At 57.4% G+C, this 13,366-nt stretch carries 14 protein-coding genes; 6 read left to right on the forward strand and 8 right to left on the reverse strand.

Annotation, left to right across the window (positions count from 1 at the left end):
• Nucleotides 1-32: 32 nt before the first annotated feature.
• Nucleotides 33-1,091 (reverse strand): cell division protein ZipA, encoded by a 1,059-nt coding sequence (gene zipA, locus EKL29_RS09665; RefSeq protein ID WP_126689513.1) that lies wholly within the window; start codon nucleotides 1,089-1,091, stop codon nucleotides 33-35.
• A gap of 218 nt (nucleotides 1,092-1,309) precedes the next feature.
• Between zipA and cysZ the strand changes: the two genes are divergently transcribed.
• From cysZ to crr, 6 genes are all read left to right on the forward strand, one after another.
• Nucleotides 1,310-2,077 (forward strand): sulfate transporter CysZ, encoded by a 768-nt coding sequence (gene cysZ, locus EKL29_RS09670; RefSeq protein WP_126689514.1) that lies wholly within the window; start codon nucleotides 1,310-1,312, stop codon nucleotides 2,075-2,077.
• A 142-nt stretch (nucleotides 2,078-2,219) separates the two neighbouring features.
• On the forward strand, nucleotides 2,220-3,191 hold the full coding sequence (gene cysK / locus EKL29_RS09675; protein ID WP_120458175.1) for a cysteine synthase A: 972 nt from the start codon (nucleotides 2,220-2,222) through the stop codon (nucleotides 3,189-3,191).
• A 15-nt stretch (nucleotides 3,192-3,206) separates the two neighbouring features.
• Nucleotides 3,207-3,401, forward strand: a complete 195-nt coding sequence (locus tag EKL29_RS09680; protein ID WP_126689515.1) for a hypothetical protein — start codon at nucleotides 3,207-3,209, stop codon at nucleotides 3,399-3,401.
• A 177-nt stretch (nucleotides 3,402-3,578) separates the two neighbouring features.
• Complete coding sequence (ptsH, locus tag EKL29_RS09685; RefSeq protein WP_007889063.1) at nucleotides 3,579-3,836, forward strand: phosphocarrier protein Hpr; 258 nt, start codon at nucleotides 3,579-3,581, stop codon at nucleotides 3,834-3,836.
• A gap of 159 nt (nucleotides 3,837-3,995) precedes the next feature.
• Nucleotides 3,996-5,723: a phosphoenolpyruvate-protein phosphotransferase PtsI gene (ptsI, locus tag EKL29_RS09690; protein ID WP_126689516.1), complete on the forward strand. Its 1,728-nt coding sequence runs from the start codon at nucleotides 3,996-3,998 to the stop codon at nucleotides 5,721-5,723.
• 42 nt (nucleotides 5,724-5,765) lie between these two features.
• On the forward strand, nucleotides 5,766-6,269 hold the full coding sequence (gene crr / locus EKL29_RS09695) for a PTS glucose transporter subunit IIA (protein ID WP_033753703.1): 504 nt from the start codon (nucleotides 5,766-5,768) through the stop codon (nucleotides 6,267-6,269).
• Between the two features lie 85 nt (nucleotides 6,270-6,354).
• On the opposite strand, the gene EKL29_RS09700 is transcribed toward crr, so the two are convergent.
• The 7 genes from EKL29_RS09700 to EKL29_RS09730 form a co-directional block, all read right to left on the reverse strand.
• A complete protein-coding gene (locus tag EKL29_RS09700) occupies nucleotides 6,355-7,722 on the reverse strand; it encodes an ATP-binding protein (protein WP_120458172.1) in 1,368 nt (455 codons plus the stop codon).
• Nucleotides 7,719-8,399: a response regulator transcription factor gene (locus EKL29_RS09705; protein ID WP_120458171.1), complete on the reverse strand. Its 681-nt coding sequence runs from the start codon at nucleotides 8,397-8,399 to the stop codon at nucleotides 7,719-7,721. The genes EKL29_RS09700 and EKL29_RS09705 overlap by 4 nt, the downstream gene beginning before the upstream one ends.
• Before the next feature lie 167 nt (nucleotides 8,400-8,566).
• On the reverse strand, nucleotides 8,567-9,448 hold the full coding sequence (gene cysM / locus EKL29_RS09710; protein WP_126689517.1) for a cysteine synthase CysM: 882 nt from the start codon (nucleotides 9,446-9,448) through the stop codon (nucleotides 8,567-8,569).
• 77 nt (nucleotides 9,449-9,525) lie between these two features.
• Nucleotides 9,526-10,614 (reverse strand): sulfate/thiosulfate ABC transporter ATP-binding protein CysA, encoded by a 1,089-nt coding sequence (gene cysA, locus EKL29_RS09715; RefSeq protein ID WP_120458170.1) that lies wholly within the window; start codon nucleotides 10,612-10,614, stop codon nucleotides 9,526-9,528.
• Nucleotides 10,604-11,479: a sulfate/thiosulfate ABC transporter permease CysW gene (gene cysW, locus EKL29_RS09720; protein WP_120458169.1), complete on the reverse strand. Its 876-nt coding sequence runs from the start codon at nucleotides 11,477-11,479 to the stop codon at nucleotides 10,604-10,606. The genes cysA and cysW overlap by 11 nt, the downstream gene beginning before the upstream one ends.
• Nucleotides 11,479-12,315 (reverse strand): sulfate/thiosulfate ABC transporter permease CysT, encoded by an 837-nt coding sequence (cysT, locus tag EKL29_RS09725; RefSeq protein ID WP_120458168.1) that lies wholly within the window; start codon nucleotides 12,313-12,315, stop codon nucleotides 11,479-11,481. Before cysT ends, cysW begins: the two co-directional genes overlap by 1 nt.
• Nucleotides 12,315-13,331, reverse strand: coding sequence for a sulfate ABC transporter substrate-binding protein (locus tag EKL29_RS09730; RefSeq protein ID WP_126689518.1), 1,017 nt, complete (start codon nucleotides 13,329-13,331; stop codon nucleotides 12,315-12,317). Before EKL29_RS09730 ends, cysT begins: the two co-directional genes overlap by 1 nt.
• Nucleotides 13,332-13,366 lie beyond the last annotated feature (35 nt).

Below are 13,366 nucleotides of genomic sequence, written 5' to 3' on the forward strand. Positions count from 1 at the left end.
GGGGTTTGGTGAATCAGGATTAATGGCCTGGATTATTCTCTGGACTCAATGACCTCGCGGATGCGGGTCTTGTAGGTTTCCAGCTTCTGCGGCGTCATCATACGACGCTCATCGTCCAGCACCACGCCGCCGACATCATCGGCGATACGCTGCGCGGACTGCAGCATCAGCTTAAAGTTTTGGTTCGCGTCGCCGTAGGAAGGCACCATCATAAAGATAGAGATGCCCGGCGTGGAAAAATCAGACATCTCGTCTGGATTAAACGAGCCTGGCTTAACCATATTGGCCAGGCTGAACAGCACCGGGCCACTGCCCGCAGGGCTGAGATGACGATGGAAAATATTCATTTCGCCGAACTGGAAGCCCGCCTGCAGGATGCCCTGCAGCAGCGCTTCGCCGTTCAGCGTGCCGCCGGTGTGCGCAGCGACGTGAAGCACCAGCACCGTCTCCTTCGGCTTACCCGGCGCTTTAGGCGTCTCCTGGCGAACCGGTTCTTCGTGCTGAGGCTCCTGATATTCCGGCTGGTGATGAGCAGCGTGCTGCGGCTCATGCTCCGGCTCGGCCTGGAATTCCGGCTCAGGCTGTACAGCTTCCAGCGGATCTAAATCCAGCAGCGGATCGGCCTGTATGGGCTTCGCTGGCGCAAAGCGCGGCGCAGGTTGCTGCGGCGCTGGTGTCTGAACCGGCTGCGGTTGTGGTTGCGGGCGCGGCTGCTGAGTACGCGGCTGTTGCGGCGTCAGCAACGGATCGTTTTCCGGCTGCGGCTGAGGGCGCGCGGCTGGCTGACGCGGCTTCTCCGGCGTCGCGCTGAAGGGAGGCGTATCATCCTGCGGCTCGTCGCGGAAATTATCGATGCGCGGCTCCTGATGCGGCCGTTCATGGCGCACGCGAACGTCGCCGACGCCCTCTTCATCGTCAGTCAGGCTATCTTCATCATCATCGCGCTGGTCGCGCTGTTTGAGCCGTTTGTGCGGGCGATCGCGGAACACTGACGAGCGCTCTTTACGGCTGGTCCACAGCCCGTGAAGAAGGAGCGCTATAATGGCGATCGCGCCAACAACGATTAATATCAGACGCAAATCCTGCATCATTGTATTCTCTGTTGTTCCAATACCTTGCCACCGCGGCAAACTTTATCCTCTAACTGTATTTGCCCAGCTAAACAAGTGCAAGCTCGTGCAGTATTTTCTGACAAATAAGATAGTCACCCCACGTTTTTTTGCTCTTTTTTCACACAATCGCCTCATGGTCAGGAGAAAAAGCCAGGTTATCATGGTCTCGCCTGATTATTTTCTGGAGAGTTGCCTGTATGGCCAACAAGAACACTGTCTCAAGTTTCAACGGCGTGCACTATTTTAGCGAAGGCTGGAGACTGGTTCGTCTGCCAGGCATCCGACGTTTCGTCATTGTCCCGCTGCTGGTCAATATCCTGCTGCTGGGCGGCGCATTCGTCTGGCTGTTTTACCGGCTGGGCAGCTGGATCCCGCAGCTTATGGCGTATATCCCCGACTGGCTGCAGTGGCTGAGTTATCTGCTCTGGCCGCTGTCAGTTATCTCTATCGTGCTGGTGTTCAGCTACTTCTTTTCTACTATTGCCAACTGGATCGCCGCGCCGTTTTGCGGGCTGCTGGCGGAACAGCTGGAAGGTCGCCTGACGGGCAAAGCGATGCCGGACAGCGGCTGGCTGGCGATGCTGAAAGATGTACCGCGCATTATGAAGCGCGAACTGCAAAAGCTCGGTTACTATCTGCCGCGCGCGCTCGGCCTGCTGCTGCTCTACTTTATTCCAGGCTTTGGCCAGACGGTGGCGCCGGTGCTGTGGTTCCTGTTCAGCGCATGGATGCTCTCCGTGCAATATTGCGACTATCCGTTCGATAACCACAAGGTGAGTTTCCAGCAGATGCGCAGCGCCCTGCGCAGACATAAATCGGCCAATATGCAGTTCGGCGCGCTGGTCAGCCTGTTTACCATGATCCCCATCCTCAACCTGGCGATAATGCCGGTAGCGGTGTGCGGCGCAACGGCGATGTGGGTCGATCGCTATCGCGGGCAACTGGGTCGTAGTGAGCTACGCTAGTACTCATCAGAACGCCTTATGCATTTTTTGCAGAGGCTTATTGCGCAGGGACATATAGATATGCGTTTTCTTTCCTTCCGCGCGCAGACAGAAAGGGTATGCTCAGAGGGCTCCCAATAATTCATACAGTTAAGGACAGGCTATGAGTAAGATCTATGAAGATAACTCGTTGACAATTGGTCATACGCCACTGGTTCGACTGAACCGCATCGGTAACGGCCGCATTCTGGCGAAGGTAGAATCCCGTAACCCGAGCTTCAGCGTAAAATGCCGTATCGGTGCCAATATGATTTGGGACGCAGAGAAACGCGGTATTTTGAAACCTGGCGTCGAACTGGTCGAGCCGACCAGCGGCAATACCGGCATCGCGCTGGCCTACGTCGCTGCCGCGCGCGGCTACAAGCTGACGCTGACCATGCCGGAAACCATGTCCGTTGAGCGTCGCAAGCTGCTGAAAGCGCTGGGTGCCAACCTGGTGCTGACCGAAGGGGCCAAGGGTATGAAAGGCGCTATCGCTAAAGCAGAAGAGATTGTCGCCAGCGACCCGGACAAATATGTGCTGCTGCAGCAGTTCAGCAACCCGGCCAACCCGGAAATCCACGAGAAGACCACCGGCCCTGAAATCTGGGAAGATACCGACGGCGCTGTGGATGTGTTTATCTCAGGCGTCGGCACCGGCGGCACGCTGACCGGTGTCTCTCGCTATATCAAAAATACCAAAGGCAAAAAAGATCTGATTACCGTGGCGGTCGAACCAACCGACTCGCCGGTCATCGCTCAGGCTATGGCAGGGGAAGAGATTAAACCCGGGCCGCATAAGATTCAGGGCATCGGCGCCGGTTTTATTCCCGGCAACCTGGATCTCGATTTGATCGATCGCGTGGTGGCCATCACCAACGAAGAAGCGATCAACACTGCGCGCCAGCTGATGGAAGAAGAAGGCATTCTCGCCGGGATTTCCTCCGGCGCAGCCGTCGCGGCGGCGCTGAAGCTGCAGGAAGATGAGGCGTTCGCCAACAAAAACATCGTCGTCATTTTGCCCTCCTCTGGCGAGCGCTATCTGAGTACCGCGCTGTTTGCCGATCTTTTCACCGAGAAAGAGCTGCAGCAGTAACGCCAGATTCTGAAAATGCTGAAAAAAGCACCCAAACGGGTGCTTTTTTGTGGCGTAGATCCCACTTTCGCCACCGCCCAGATTGATTTCAGTGACGCTGCTCTGGTATTTAAGCTGCCAATTATTTCGGTGCCTGAAATTAATCCGCCTTTGAAGTGGATCAAGCTGAATCGATTTAAGGATTTGGCGATATGGCGAATCACGGCATAATTAGCAGCTGAAGCGCTCGACAGGGAATTTGACCCTTCAACTGGAATGACGTACTCATTCAAGCGCATTTATTGGTCAGCGTAACGCTATACCCGCGCACCTACACAGGCTAAAGTTACGGCTCCAGGCTAGACTTTAAGTCCATAACACCAAACCTGATAACGTTGGGGAAACAGAATGTTCCAGCAAGAAGTTACTATCACCGCGCCTAATGGTCTTCACACTCGCCCTGCCGCGCAGTTTGTTAAAGAAGCGAAAGCGTTCCAGTCAGAAATCACCGTCACCTCTAACGGCAAATCAGCCAGCGCCAAGAGCCTGTTCAAACTGCAGACGCTGGGTCTGACTCAGGGCACGGTTGTCACGCTCTCTGCCGAAGGCGAAGATGAGCAGCAGGCCGTGGAGCATCTGGTTAAACTGATGGCTGAACTGGAGTAATCCACTCAGCTTTTGCTGTATACCGACTCCTTTGCCCCATTGAGTGCAAACATCTTGATCGCGGACAACTTGTCCGCGTTATCACATCCGTAGAGTACAGCTCCCGCGACAATGGCAACGCATTGGGTCAAAGAGCCATCGTGATTAAAAGGTAGGGTTATGATTTCAGGCATTTTAGCATCACCAGGTATCGCTTTCGGCAAAGCTCTGCTGTTGATTGAGGATGAGATCGTCATCAACCGCAAAAAGATTTCTGAAGACCAGGTCGATCAGGAAGTAAAACGCTTCCTCGACGGCCGCGCTCAGGCTGCGCAGCAGCTGGAAGCGATCAGAGTGAAAGCGGGTGAAACGTTTGGTGAAGAGAAAGCAGCCATCTTCGAAGGCCACATCATGTTGTTGGAAGACGAAGAGCTGGAGCAGGAAATCATCGACCTGATCAAAAAAGATCACGCGTCGGCCGACGCTGCCGCCTACTCCGTTATCGACGGTCAGGCAAAGGCGCTCGAAGAGCTCGATGACGAATACCTCAAAGAACGCGCCGCTGACGTTCGCGATATCGGCAAACGTCTGCTGCAAAACATTCTCGGTCTGCATATTGTTGACCTGAGCGCTATCCAGGACGAATCGATTCTGGTAGCAAAAGATTTAACGCCGTCGGAAACCGCGCAGCTGAACCTGAAAAAGGTGCTGGGCTTTATTACCGATCTCGGCGGCCGTACGTCGCACACGTCGATTATGGCGCGCTCGCTGGAGCTGCCTGCGATTGTCGGCACCGGCAACGTGACCGCGACGGTGAAAAACGGCGACTTCCTGATTCTGGACGGCGTTAACAATCAAGTTTACGTCAACCCGTCGGAGAGCGAGCTGGAAGAGCTGAAGGCTGTTCAGACTCAGTATCTGAGCGAAAAACATGAGCTGGCTAAGCTGAAAGATCTGCCGGCGATCACGCTGGACGGACATCAGGTTGAAGTGTGCGCCAACATCGGCACCGTGCGCGATGTTGCTGGCGCAGAGCGCAACGGCGCGGAAGGCGTCGGCCTCTACCGCACCGAGTTCCTGTTTATGGACCGCGACTCGCTGCCAACCGAAGAAGAGCAGTTCCAGGCGTATAAAGCGGTTGCTGAAGCCGTTGGCTCGCAGGCCGTTATCGTGCGCACTATGGATATCGGCGGCGACAAAGATCTGCCTTACATGAACCTGCCGAAAGAAGAGAACCCGTTCCTCGGCTGGCGCGCGATTCGTATCGCCATGGATCGTAAAGAGATCCTGCATGCCCAGCTGCGCGCGATTTTACGCGCCTCCTCTTTCGGCAAGCTGCGCATTATGTTCCCGATGATTATCTCTGTTGAAGAGGTACGCATCCTGAAGGGCGAGCTGGAGCTTCTGAAAGCGCAGCTGCGCGAAGAAGGCAAAGCGTTCGACGAAACTATTGAAGTCGGCATTATGGTGGAAACCCCTGCTTCAGCGGTTATTGCACGCCATCTGGCTAAAGAAGTGGATTTTTTCAGTATTGGGACAAACGACCTGACGCAGTATACTCTGGCGGTCGATCGTGGTAATGATTTGATTTCGCACCTCTATAACCCGATGTCGCCGTCGGTGCTGGGCTTGATCAAGCAGGTGATCGATGCTTCTCATGCCGAAGGTAAGTGGACCGGCATGTGCGGTGAGCTGGCTGGTGATGAACGTGCTACACTACTGTTACTGGGTATGGGGCTGGACGAATTCAGCATGAGTGCCATTTCGATCCCAGGCATTAAGAAAATTATTCGTAATACGAATTTCGAAGATGCGAAAGCTCTGGCGGAGCAGGCTCTGGCTCAACCTACAGCGGAAGAACTGATGAACCTGGTTAACAAGTTCATTAAAGAGAAAACACTCTGCTGATCCACGAGACGCTGGCCCAACAATACTGTTTAGGAGAAGAATATGGGTTTTCTTGACAAGCTTTTTGGCAATAAATCAGAAAGCACATCTGGGACGATTGATATTGTTGCGCCTCTGTCAGGCGAAATCGTAAACATTGAAGACGTACCGGATGTGGTGTTTGCCGAGAAGATCGTTGGCGACGGCATCGCCATCAAACCAACCGGCAACAAAATGGTTGCGCCGGTCGATGGCACCATCGGCAAGATTTTCGAAACCAACCATGCGTTTTCAATCGAGTCTGACAACGGCATCGAGTTGTTTGTGCACTTTGGCATCGACACGGTCGAGCTGAAAGGCGAAGGCTTCAAGCGCATCGCAGAAGAAGGCCAGAAGGTCAAGAAAGGCGATGTGGTGATCGAGTTTGATCTGCCGCTGCTGGAAGAGAAAGCCAAATCTACACTGACGCCTGTCGTGATCTCCAACATGGATGAGATCAAAGAGCTGGTTAAGCTCTCTGGTCAGGTTACCGTTGGCGAAACGCCGGTGATCCGCATCAAAAAGTAACAGATTCAGCTAAGAGAAACGGCACCCTCAGGGTGCCGTTTTTGTTTATCTGTTCCGTCCCCTGAAGCGGGCGCAGCCGCGCTCCTTATGCGCGCTTATCCTGCGATTGCCAGCGCGGCAGACGAATAGTCAGCTCCAGCCCGCCCTCAGGGCGATTTACCGCCTGCACCTCGCCGTGATGCGCCAGCACCACCTTACGCACGATAGCCAGTCCCAGGCCATAACCTTTACCCAGCAGCGGCGAGTTAACCCGCACAAAGGGATCGAAGATGCTGGAGAGCTTTTCATCATCCACGCCCGGCCCCTGATCGCGCACGCGGATGGCCAGCCACTGCTGCTCCGCCTGAAGCCTGACCTGAATATGCTGACCGGGCAGCGAGAAACGCAGCGCGTTGCGCAGCACGTTCTCGATGCCGCGGCGGATCAGCTCGGCGTTGCCGCGCACCGTGTAATCGGCGCTTTCGTCAACCTGAAAATTAACGTTCACGCCGGGGATCTGCGCCTCGTAGCGCACGTCGGTGACAACCGCATGCACCAGGCCGGTCAGATCGAAATACTGCTCGTCAGGCATACTCTCATGCCCGGCGCGCGACAGCGTCAGCAGCTCGCCAATCATCTTATCCAGCCGCCGCGCCTCTTCGTCGATGCGATCCAGAGAGGCGTTAACGCTCTCCGGCGTCTGGCGCGCTAAGCCGGTCGCAAGCTGCAGGCGCGCCAGCGGCGAACGCAGCTCATGCGAAATATCATGCAGCAACTCCTCACGCGCGCGCACCAGCGTATCAAGCCGCTCTACCATGGCATCAAACGCCTCCGCCACGTTAGACAGCTCATCATGACGCTTGCGCATCATGGGATAGAGCCGCACGCTGAGATCGCCGTTCGATACGCGTGCAAAGCCCTCGCGCAGCTGGCGCATCGGCCGCGTCAGGTTCCATGCCAGCAGCAGACTAAACAGCAACCCGACCGACCCGGCAAACACGAACATCGGTTCAGGGATATTCAGAATGTGACGCGGCCCGGTCATTCCCATCGAGCTGTCTTCGCGCAGGCCTTTGACGTCATAGCGCAGCTCATACTGCTTGCCGTCCGCGCCTTTCACCCAGCGCACAATAACGTCCGGGAATTTGCCCTGAAACGGCGGGTTAAAGGTTTCCGGCAGCGATTCGCTATGAGCAGGCCGCGCATGCTGGATGACGGAAAAGAACTGACGATCGTTCGGCTCCCAGTCCGCCATCATATTGTCCAGCGAGCTGAGACCGCCGCGCTCCAGCACCGATACCGCTGACGCCATCTGCAGATTAACGATGCGGCGCGTGGCGATGATCTCCGGCGGCTCGTGGTGATTTCCGGCAAACGTAAAACCGAGCCAGAGCAGCTGACTGATAATAACGAACACGATCCAGAAGCCGATCAAAATCTTCCAGAACATGCGTCCGCGATAGTTTTGCTTCATCGAATGCGATAACCGATGCTGCGCACCGTTTCGATATTGACGCTGTCGGCGGTAAGCGCCGACAGTTTCTGACGGATATTGCTGATATGCACATCTACGCTACGATCGTAGGCTTCACGCGGGCGGCCCAGCCCTTTTTCCGACAGCTCATCTTTCGACACCACGCGATCCGGTGAGCGCATCAGCAGATCCAGCAGGTTGAATTCCGAGGCGGTGAGATCGAAGGGTTTGCCCTGCCATTCGGTAATGCGCGTGGCGGGATTAAGCGTCAGTTCGCCCCAGCGCAGCAGCTCTTTTTTATCTGGCAGGGGTGCCTGCTCTTCAAAGCGACGCAAAACCGCGCGCAGACGCGCTACCAGCTCGCGCGGGTAGCAGGGCTTCGGCATATAGTCGTCCGCGCCCATCTCCAGCCCGATCACGCGGTCAATATTGTCGCCTTTGGCGGTCAGCATGATTACCGGCAGGCGGCTGTTCTGCCTCACCTGCCGCAGCACGTCGATGCCGCTCATATCCGGCAGCATAATATCAAGGATCATTGCGGTGTAATGGCCGGAAAGCGCGCCTTCAATGCCCGCGCTGCCCGTTAATACCAGCTGGGTTTCAAACCCTTCTGCAATAAGGTACTGGCTGAGCATGGTGCCCAGCTCCACATCGTCATCAACTAACAAAATTTTCATGGTGGTCTCTCGCCTGAATTGACGCTATTTTGTCCCGAGCGAGCGCCGGACGCAGCCGGTTTTACGCGTTCCTTACAGATTTGCCGTCAGACGATGCTCAGGATGACTATAGACAAAAACGGCCCGACCCCTCCACTCTGGCGCCGCCGGGCCGCTCAAGAGAGGAATTACCGATAGATGCCGGTCGAAAGATAGCGGTCGCCGCGGTCGCAGACGATAGCGACGATCACGCTGCCAGGCTGCGCCTGGGCGATGCGTAAGGCACCCGCCACCGCGCCGCCGGAGCTGACGCCGCAGAAGATGCCTTCACGCCGCGCCAGCGCCCGCATCGTCTCTTCCGCCTCGGACTGCCCCATATCCATCACCACATCGACCAGCTCGGGCCGATAGATGCCAGGCAGATAGGCCTGCGGCCAGCGACGAATGCCGGGAATGGCGCTCCCCTCTTCCGGCTGCAGGCCGATAATGGTTACGCTGTCGCTCTTCTCTTTCAGGTAGCGGCCAACGCCGGTAATCGTGCCGGTGGTCCCCATGCTGGAGACGAAATGGGTCAGACGCCCGCCGCTCTGCTGCCAGATTTCCGGACCGGTGGTCTGGTAATGGCCGAGCGGATTATCGGGGTTATTGAACTGGTCAAGCACGCGACCTTCGCCGCGCGCCATCATCGCCAGCGCCAGGTCGCGGGCGCCCTCCATACCCAGCTCGCGGCTTACCAGCACCAGCTCCGCGCCGTAAGCGCGCATCGCGTCCTGCCGCTCCCGGCTCATATTTTCAGGCATCAGCAAGCGCAGCGCGTAGCCTTTCATCGCGGCGATCATCGCCAGCGCAATGCCGGTATTGCCGCTGGTGGCCTCAATCAGGCGATCGCCTGGCGCGATCTCGCCGCGCAGTTCGGCCTGATTAATCATCGACCAGGCGGCGCGATCCTTAACGGAACCGGCAGGATTATTGCCCTCCAGCTTGAGCCAGATTTCGCTGCCGTTGGCAGGCGTCAGGCGCTGGAGTTTGATCAGCGGCGTATTGCCGATGGTGTTTTGCAGAGTGGTCAAGATGCGTTTCCCGGCGAACATAAGCGAGCAAAAAAAGGGGCGGGACGAGGTCCCACCCGCTGTCGCGTGAGAAAATATCAGGCGCTTTCGGCAAAGGCAACAGCGCGCAGCGGCGTCGCACCCTGATAGAGACGCGCCTGCTGCAGGCCGACGAACAGGCGCTCGCCGCGTACCGGCGCGCTTCGATCGCCGTCGAATACCAGCGAAAAAGGCTCGCTCTGCCATCCGGTCGCCTGGACCACCAGCTGCCAGAAATGCCCGCGCGGGCTCACTTCGAGAACCTGCACCGGCAGCGGCGTTTCCAGGCTGCTCTGCCGCGAAACGTCAATTTCCCACGGGCGCAGGAAAAGTTCGACTGCGCCCTGATGCGCCGGCGTATAGCCCAGCGGCCAGCGGTGAGCGCCGACGTGGAACTGCGAGCCGTGGATCTCCCCGTCGAAGCGGTTTACTTCGCCGAGAAACTCCAGCACGAAGCGGGTGGCGGGATCGCGCCATACCTCGTCCGGCGTACCCACCTGTTCGATATTGCCCTGGCTCATCACCACCACGCGATCGGCTACTTCCATCGCCTCTTCCTGATCGTGGGTGACAAAAACGCTGGTAAACTTCAGCTCCTCATGCAGCTGACGCAGCCAGCGGCGCAGCTCTTTACGCACCTGCGCGTCCAGCGCGCCGAAAGGTTCGTCGAGCAGCAGAATCTGCGGCTCGACCGCCAGCGCGCGCGCCAGGGCTACGCGCTGTTTCTGGCCGCCCGACAGCTGCGCCGGAAAACGGTTCGCCAGATGCGCCAGCTGCACCATCTCCAGCAGGCGCGTCACACGCTGTTTGATTTCAGCCGAGGAAGGCCGTTCGCGGCGCGGCAGCACCGTCAGACCAAAAGCGATATTGTCGAATACCGTCATATGGCGGAACAGCGCGTAGTGCTGAAACACGAAGCCGACCTGACGGTCGCGGGCATGCAGGGCGCTGACATCTTTATTGTGAAAGCGGATTTGCCCGCTGTTCTGGTGCTCCAGTCCGGCGATAATGCGCAGCAGCGTGGTTTTCCCCGAGCCAGACGGCCCCAGTAGCGCCACCATCTGGCCAGAAGGAATATCCAGAGAGATATCGTTCAACACCGAAGTGCGGCCGAAAGATTTATTGATCTGTTTAATCTCAATGCTCATGATTTTCCTCCTGTTGCAGGCGATGCTGCTGTTGCTCTAAACGCCACTGCAACATGCTTTTCAGAAACAGCGTGACGATGGCCATCAGCGTCAGCAGCGCGGCGGCGGTAAAGGCGCCTACCACGTTGTAATCCTGATGCAGTAATTCAATCTGAAGCGGCAGCGTATAGGTCTCGCCGCGAATCGATCCCGATACCACCGAGACCGCGCCGAACTCGCCGAGGGTACGCGCATTGGTCAAGACCACGCCGTACAGCATCGCCCAGCGGATATTCGGCAGCGTAACGCGGCGGAACATCTGCCAGCCGGACGCGCCAAGCAGCACCGCCGCCTCATCTTCGTGGCTGCCCTGGCTCAGCATGACCGGCACCAGCTCGCGCACAACAAAAGGACAGGTAACGAACACGGTCGCCAGCACCATACCAGGCCAGGCGAACATCACCTGAATGTTATGCGCATCCAGCCAGCTTCCTGCGGGCCCGTTAACACCCCAGAACAGCAGATACATCAGACCAGCCACCACCGGCGAGACGGCGAAGGGAATATCGAACAGCGTCAGCAGCAGCTGGCGACCAGGGAAGTTAAAGCGCGTCACCAGCCAGGCGAGCAGCGTACCGAACACCAGATTGACCGGCACGGTAATCAGCGCGACCAGCACCGTCAGCCAGATGGCGTGCAGCATGTCGCTGTCGCCGAGATTCTGAAAAGCGACGCCCAGTCCCATCTTCAGCGCTTCGTAGAAGATAGAGATCATCGGCACCACCAGCAGCAGCAGCGATACCAGCACGCCGATGCCGATCAGCAGCCATTTGCTCCAGTTGACCGGCTGGCGGTCAGCGGCGTTGATGTGGGAGATATCCGCCATTAGTGGCCTCCCAGACGGCGGCCGAAGCGGCTCTGCAGAGTGTTAATCGCAAACAGCAGCACCAGCGACGCCGCGAGGATCACCGACGCGATAGCGCTGGCGGCCGGGTAGTCAAACTCCTGCAGGCGCACAAAAATCATCAGCGAGGTGACCTCGGTTTTCCAGGCGATATTACCGGCGATAAAAATCACCGCGCCGAATTCGCCGATGCTGCGGGTAAAGGAGAGCGCGGTGCCCGCCAGCAGCGCGGGCGCCACTTCCGGCAGCACCACGCGGCGGAAGCTCTGCCATGGCGTCGCGCCTAGCGTCTGCGCCGCCTCTTCATATTCTGGCCCCAGCTCTTCCAGCACCGGCTGTACGGTGCGCACCACAAAGGGGATGCTGGTGAAAGCCATCGCGACGGCAATGCCGAGCCAGGTATAGGAGACTTTGATGCCGAAGGCGTTGTAGATCCACTCGCCATACCAGCCGTTTACCGAGAAAAGCCCGGCCAGCGTCAGGCCTGCGACCGCCGTCGGCAAGGCGAACGGCAGATCCACCAGGCCATCCAGCAGCGTGCGGCCAGGAAAGCGATAGCGCGTGAGGATCCACGCCATAATCATGCCGAACACCGCATTAAACAGCGAGGCAACGGCTGCCGAGAGCAGCGTAACCTTGTAGGCTGCGACCAGTTGCGGGTTGCTGATCACTTCCCAGTACTGCGCCAGCGTCATCTTCGACAGCTGCATCAGCAGCGCGCTGACCGGCAGCAGCAGAATCAGACAGGTAAACAGCAGGCTGGTGCCGAGGCTCAGACCAAATCCCGGCAGCACGCGTTTCTGAGTTAACGCAAACATTATCCACGCCCCGCTGATAACAGTTGATCCAGCTCGCCGCCGCTGGCGAAGTGGCTCTTCATTGCCTTATCCCAGCCGCCAAATTGATCCTCCACGCGGAACAACTGCGTTTGCGGGAAACGATCTTTATGCTCGTTCATCAGCTGCGGGTTGTTCACGCGGTAGTAGAAGTCGGTAACGATTTGCTGCGCCTGCGGCGTATAGAGATAGTTGAGATAGGCTTTCGCCGCGTCGGCGTTATTATTGTGCGCGACGTTTTTATCGACCCAGGCCACCGGGAATTCGGCGAGAATATCCGTTTTCGGCACTACCACTTCATACTCATCTTTGCCGTACTGGTTACGAATATTGTTGACCTCGGACTCAAAGCTAATGAGCACGTCGCCCAGACCGCGCTCGGCAAAGGTGGTGGTCGCGCCGCGTCCGCCGGTATCAAACACTTCGACGTTCTTCAAAAATTTCGCCATAAAGGCGCGGGTTTTCGCCTCGTCTCCGCCGTTAGCTTTGCTGGTCGCGCCCCAGGCCGCCAGCCAGGTATAACGGCCGTTGCCGGAGGTTTTCGGATTAGGAAAGACCAGCTTCACATCGTCGCGGCCGAGATCGGCCCAGTCGTGAATCTGCTTCGGATTACCCTTGCGCACCAGGAACGCCATGGTGGAGTAAAACGGCGAGCTGTTGTTCGGCAGGCGGCTTTGCCAGTCAGCGGCAATCAGGTTGCCTTTATCGTGCAGCACCTGCACGTCAGTCACCTGGTTATAGGTGACGACATCGGCACGCAGCCCCTGCAGGATCGCCAGCGCCTGTTTCGAGGAACCGGCGTGCGACATCTTAATGGTGAGTTTGTCACCGGGATGGCTGGCATCCCACTGTTTTACGAACGGCGCATTCAGGGCGACAAACAGCTCGCGCGCAACGTCATACGAGCTATTGAGCAGTTCAGTGGCGCTGGCCGCGCCTGCAAGACTGAGCGACAAGGCGATACCGCCAACGATATTTTTCATCGTTCTTTTGGTCATTGGGCACCCTGAGAAAACAAGAGATCCGGCTTACG

This window comes from Pantoea sp. YU22, from assembly GCF_003970755.1.
Classification (GTDB): domain Bacteria; phylum Pseudomonadota; class Gammaproteobacteria; order Enterobacterales; family Enterobacteriaceae; genus Pantoea; species Pantoea piersonii.

Coding starts and splice junctions, on each gene's coding strand:
- EKL29_RS09680 (WP_126689515.1), top strand. CDS start 3,207: ATGCTGAAAAAAGCACCCAAACGGGTGCTTTTTTGTGGCGTAGATCCC.
- ptsH (WP_007889063.1), top strand. CDS start 3,579: ATGTTCCAGCAAGAAGTTACTATCACCGCGCCTAATGGTCTTCACACT.
- ptsI (WP_126689516.1), top strand. CDS start 3,996: ATGATTTCAGGCATTTTAGCATCACCAGGTATCGCTTTCGGCAAAGCT.
- cysT (WP_120458168.1), bottom strand. CDS start 12,315: ATGTTTGCGTTAACTCAGAAACGCGTGCTGCCGGGATTTGGTCTGAGC.
- EKL29_RS09705 (WP_120458171.1), bottom strand. CDS start 8,399: ATGAAAATTTTGTTAGTTGATGACGATGTGGAGCTGGGCACCATGCTC.
- EKL29_RS09730 (WP_126689518.1), bottom strand. CDS start 13,331: ATGACCAAAAGAACGATGAAAAATATCGTTGGCGGTATCGCCTTGTCG.
- zipA (WP_126689513.1), bottom strand. CDS start 1,091: ATGATGCAGGATTTGCGTCTGATATTAATCGTTGTTGGCGCGATCGCC.
- crr (WP_033753703.1), top strand. CDS start 5,766: ATGGGTTTTCTTGACAAGCTTTTTGGCAATAAATCAGAAAGCACATCT.
- cysK (WP_120458175.1), top strand. CDS start 2,220: ATGAGTAAGATCTATGAAGATAACTCGTTGACAATTGGTCATACGCCA.
- cysW (WP_120458169.1), bottom strand. CDS start 11,479: ATGGCGGATATCTCCCACATCAACGCCGCTGACCGCCAGCCGGTCAAC.
- cysA (WP_120458170.1), bottom strand. CDS start 10,614: ATGAGCATTGAGATTAAACAGATCAATAAATCTTTCGGCCGCACTTCG.
- EKL29_RS09700 (WP_120458172.1), bottom strand. CDS start 7,722: ATGAAGCAAAACTATCGCGGACGCATGTTCTGGAAGATTTTGATCGGC.
- cysZ (WP_126689514.1), top strand. CDS start 1,310: ATGGCCAACAAGAACACTGTCTCAAGTTTCAACGGCGTGCACTATTTT.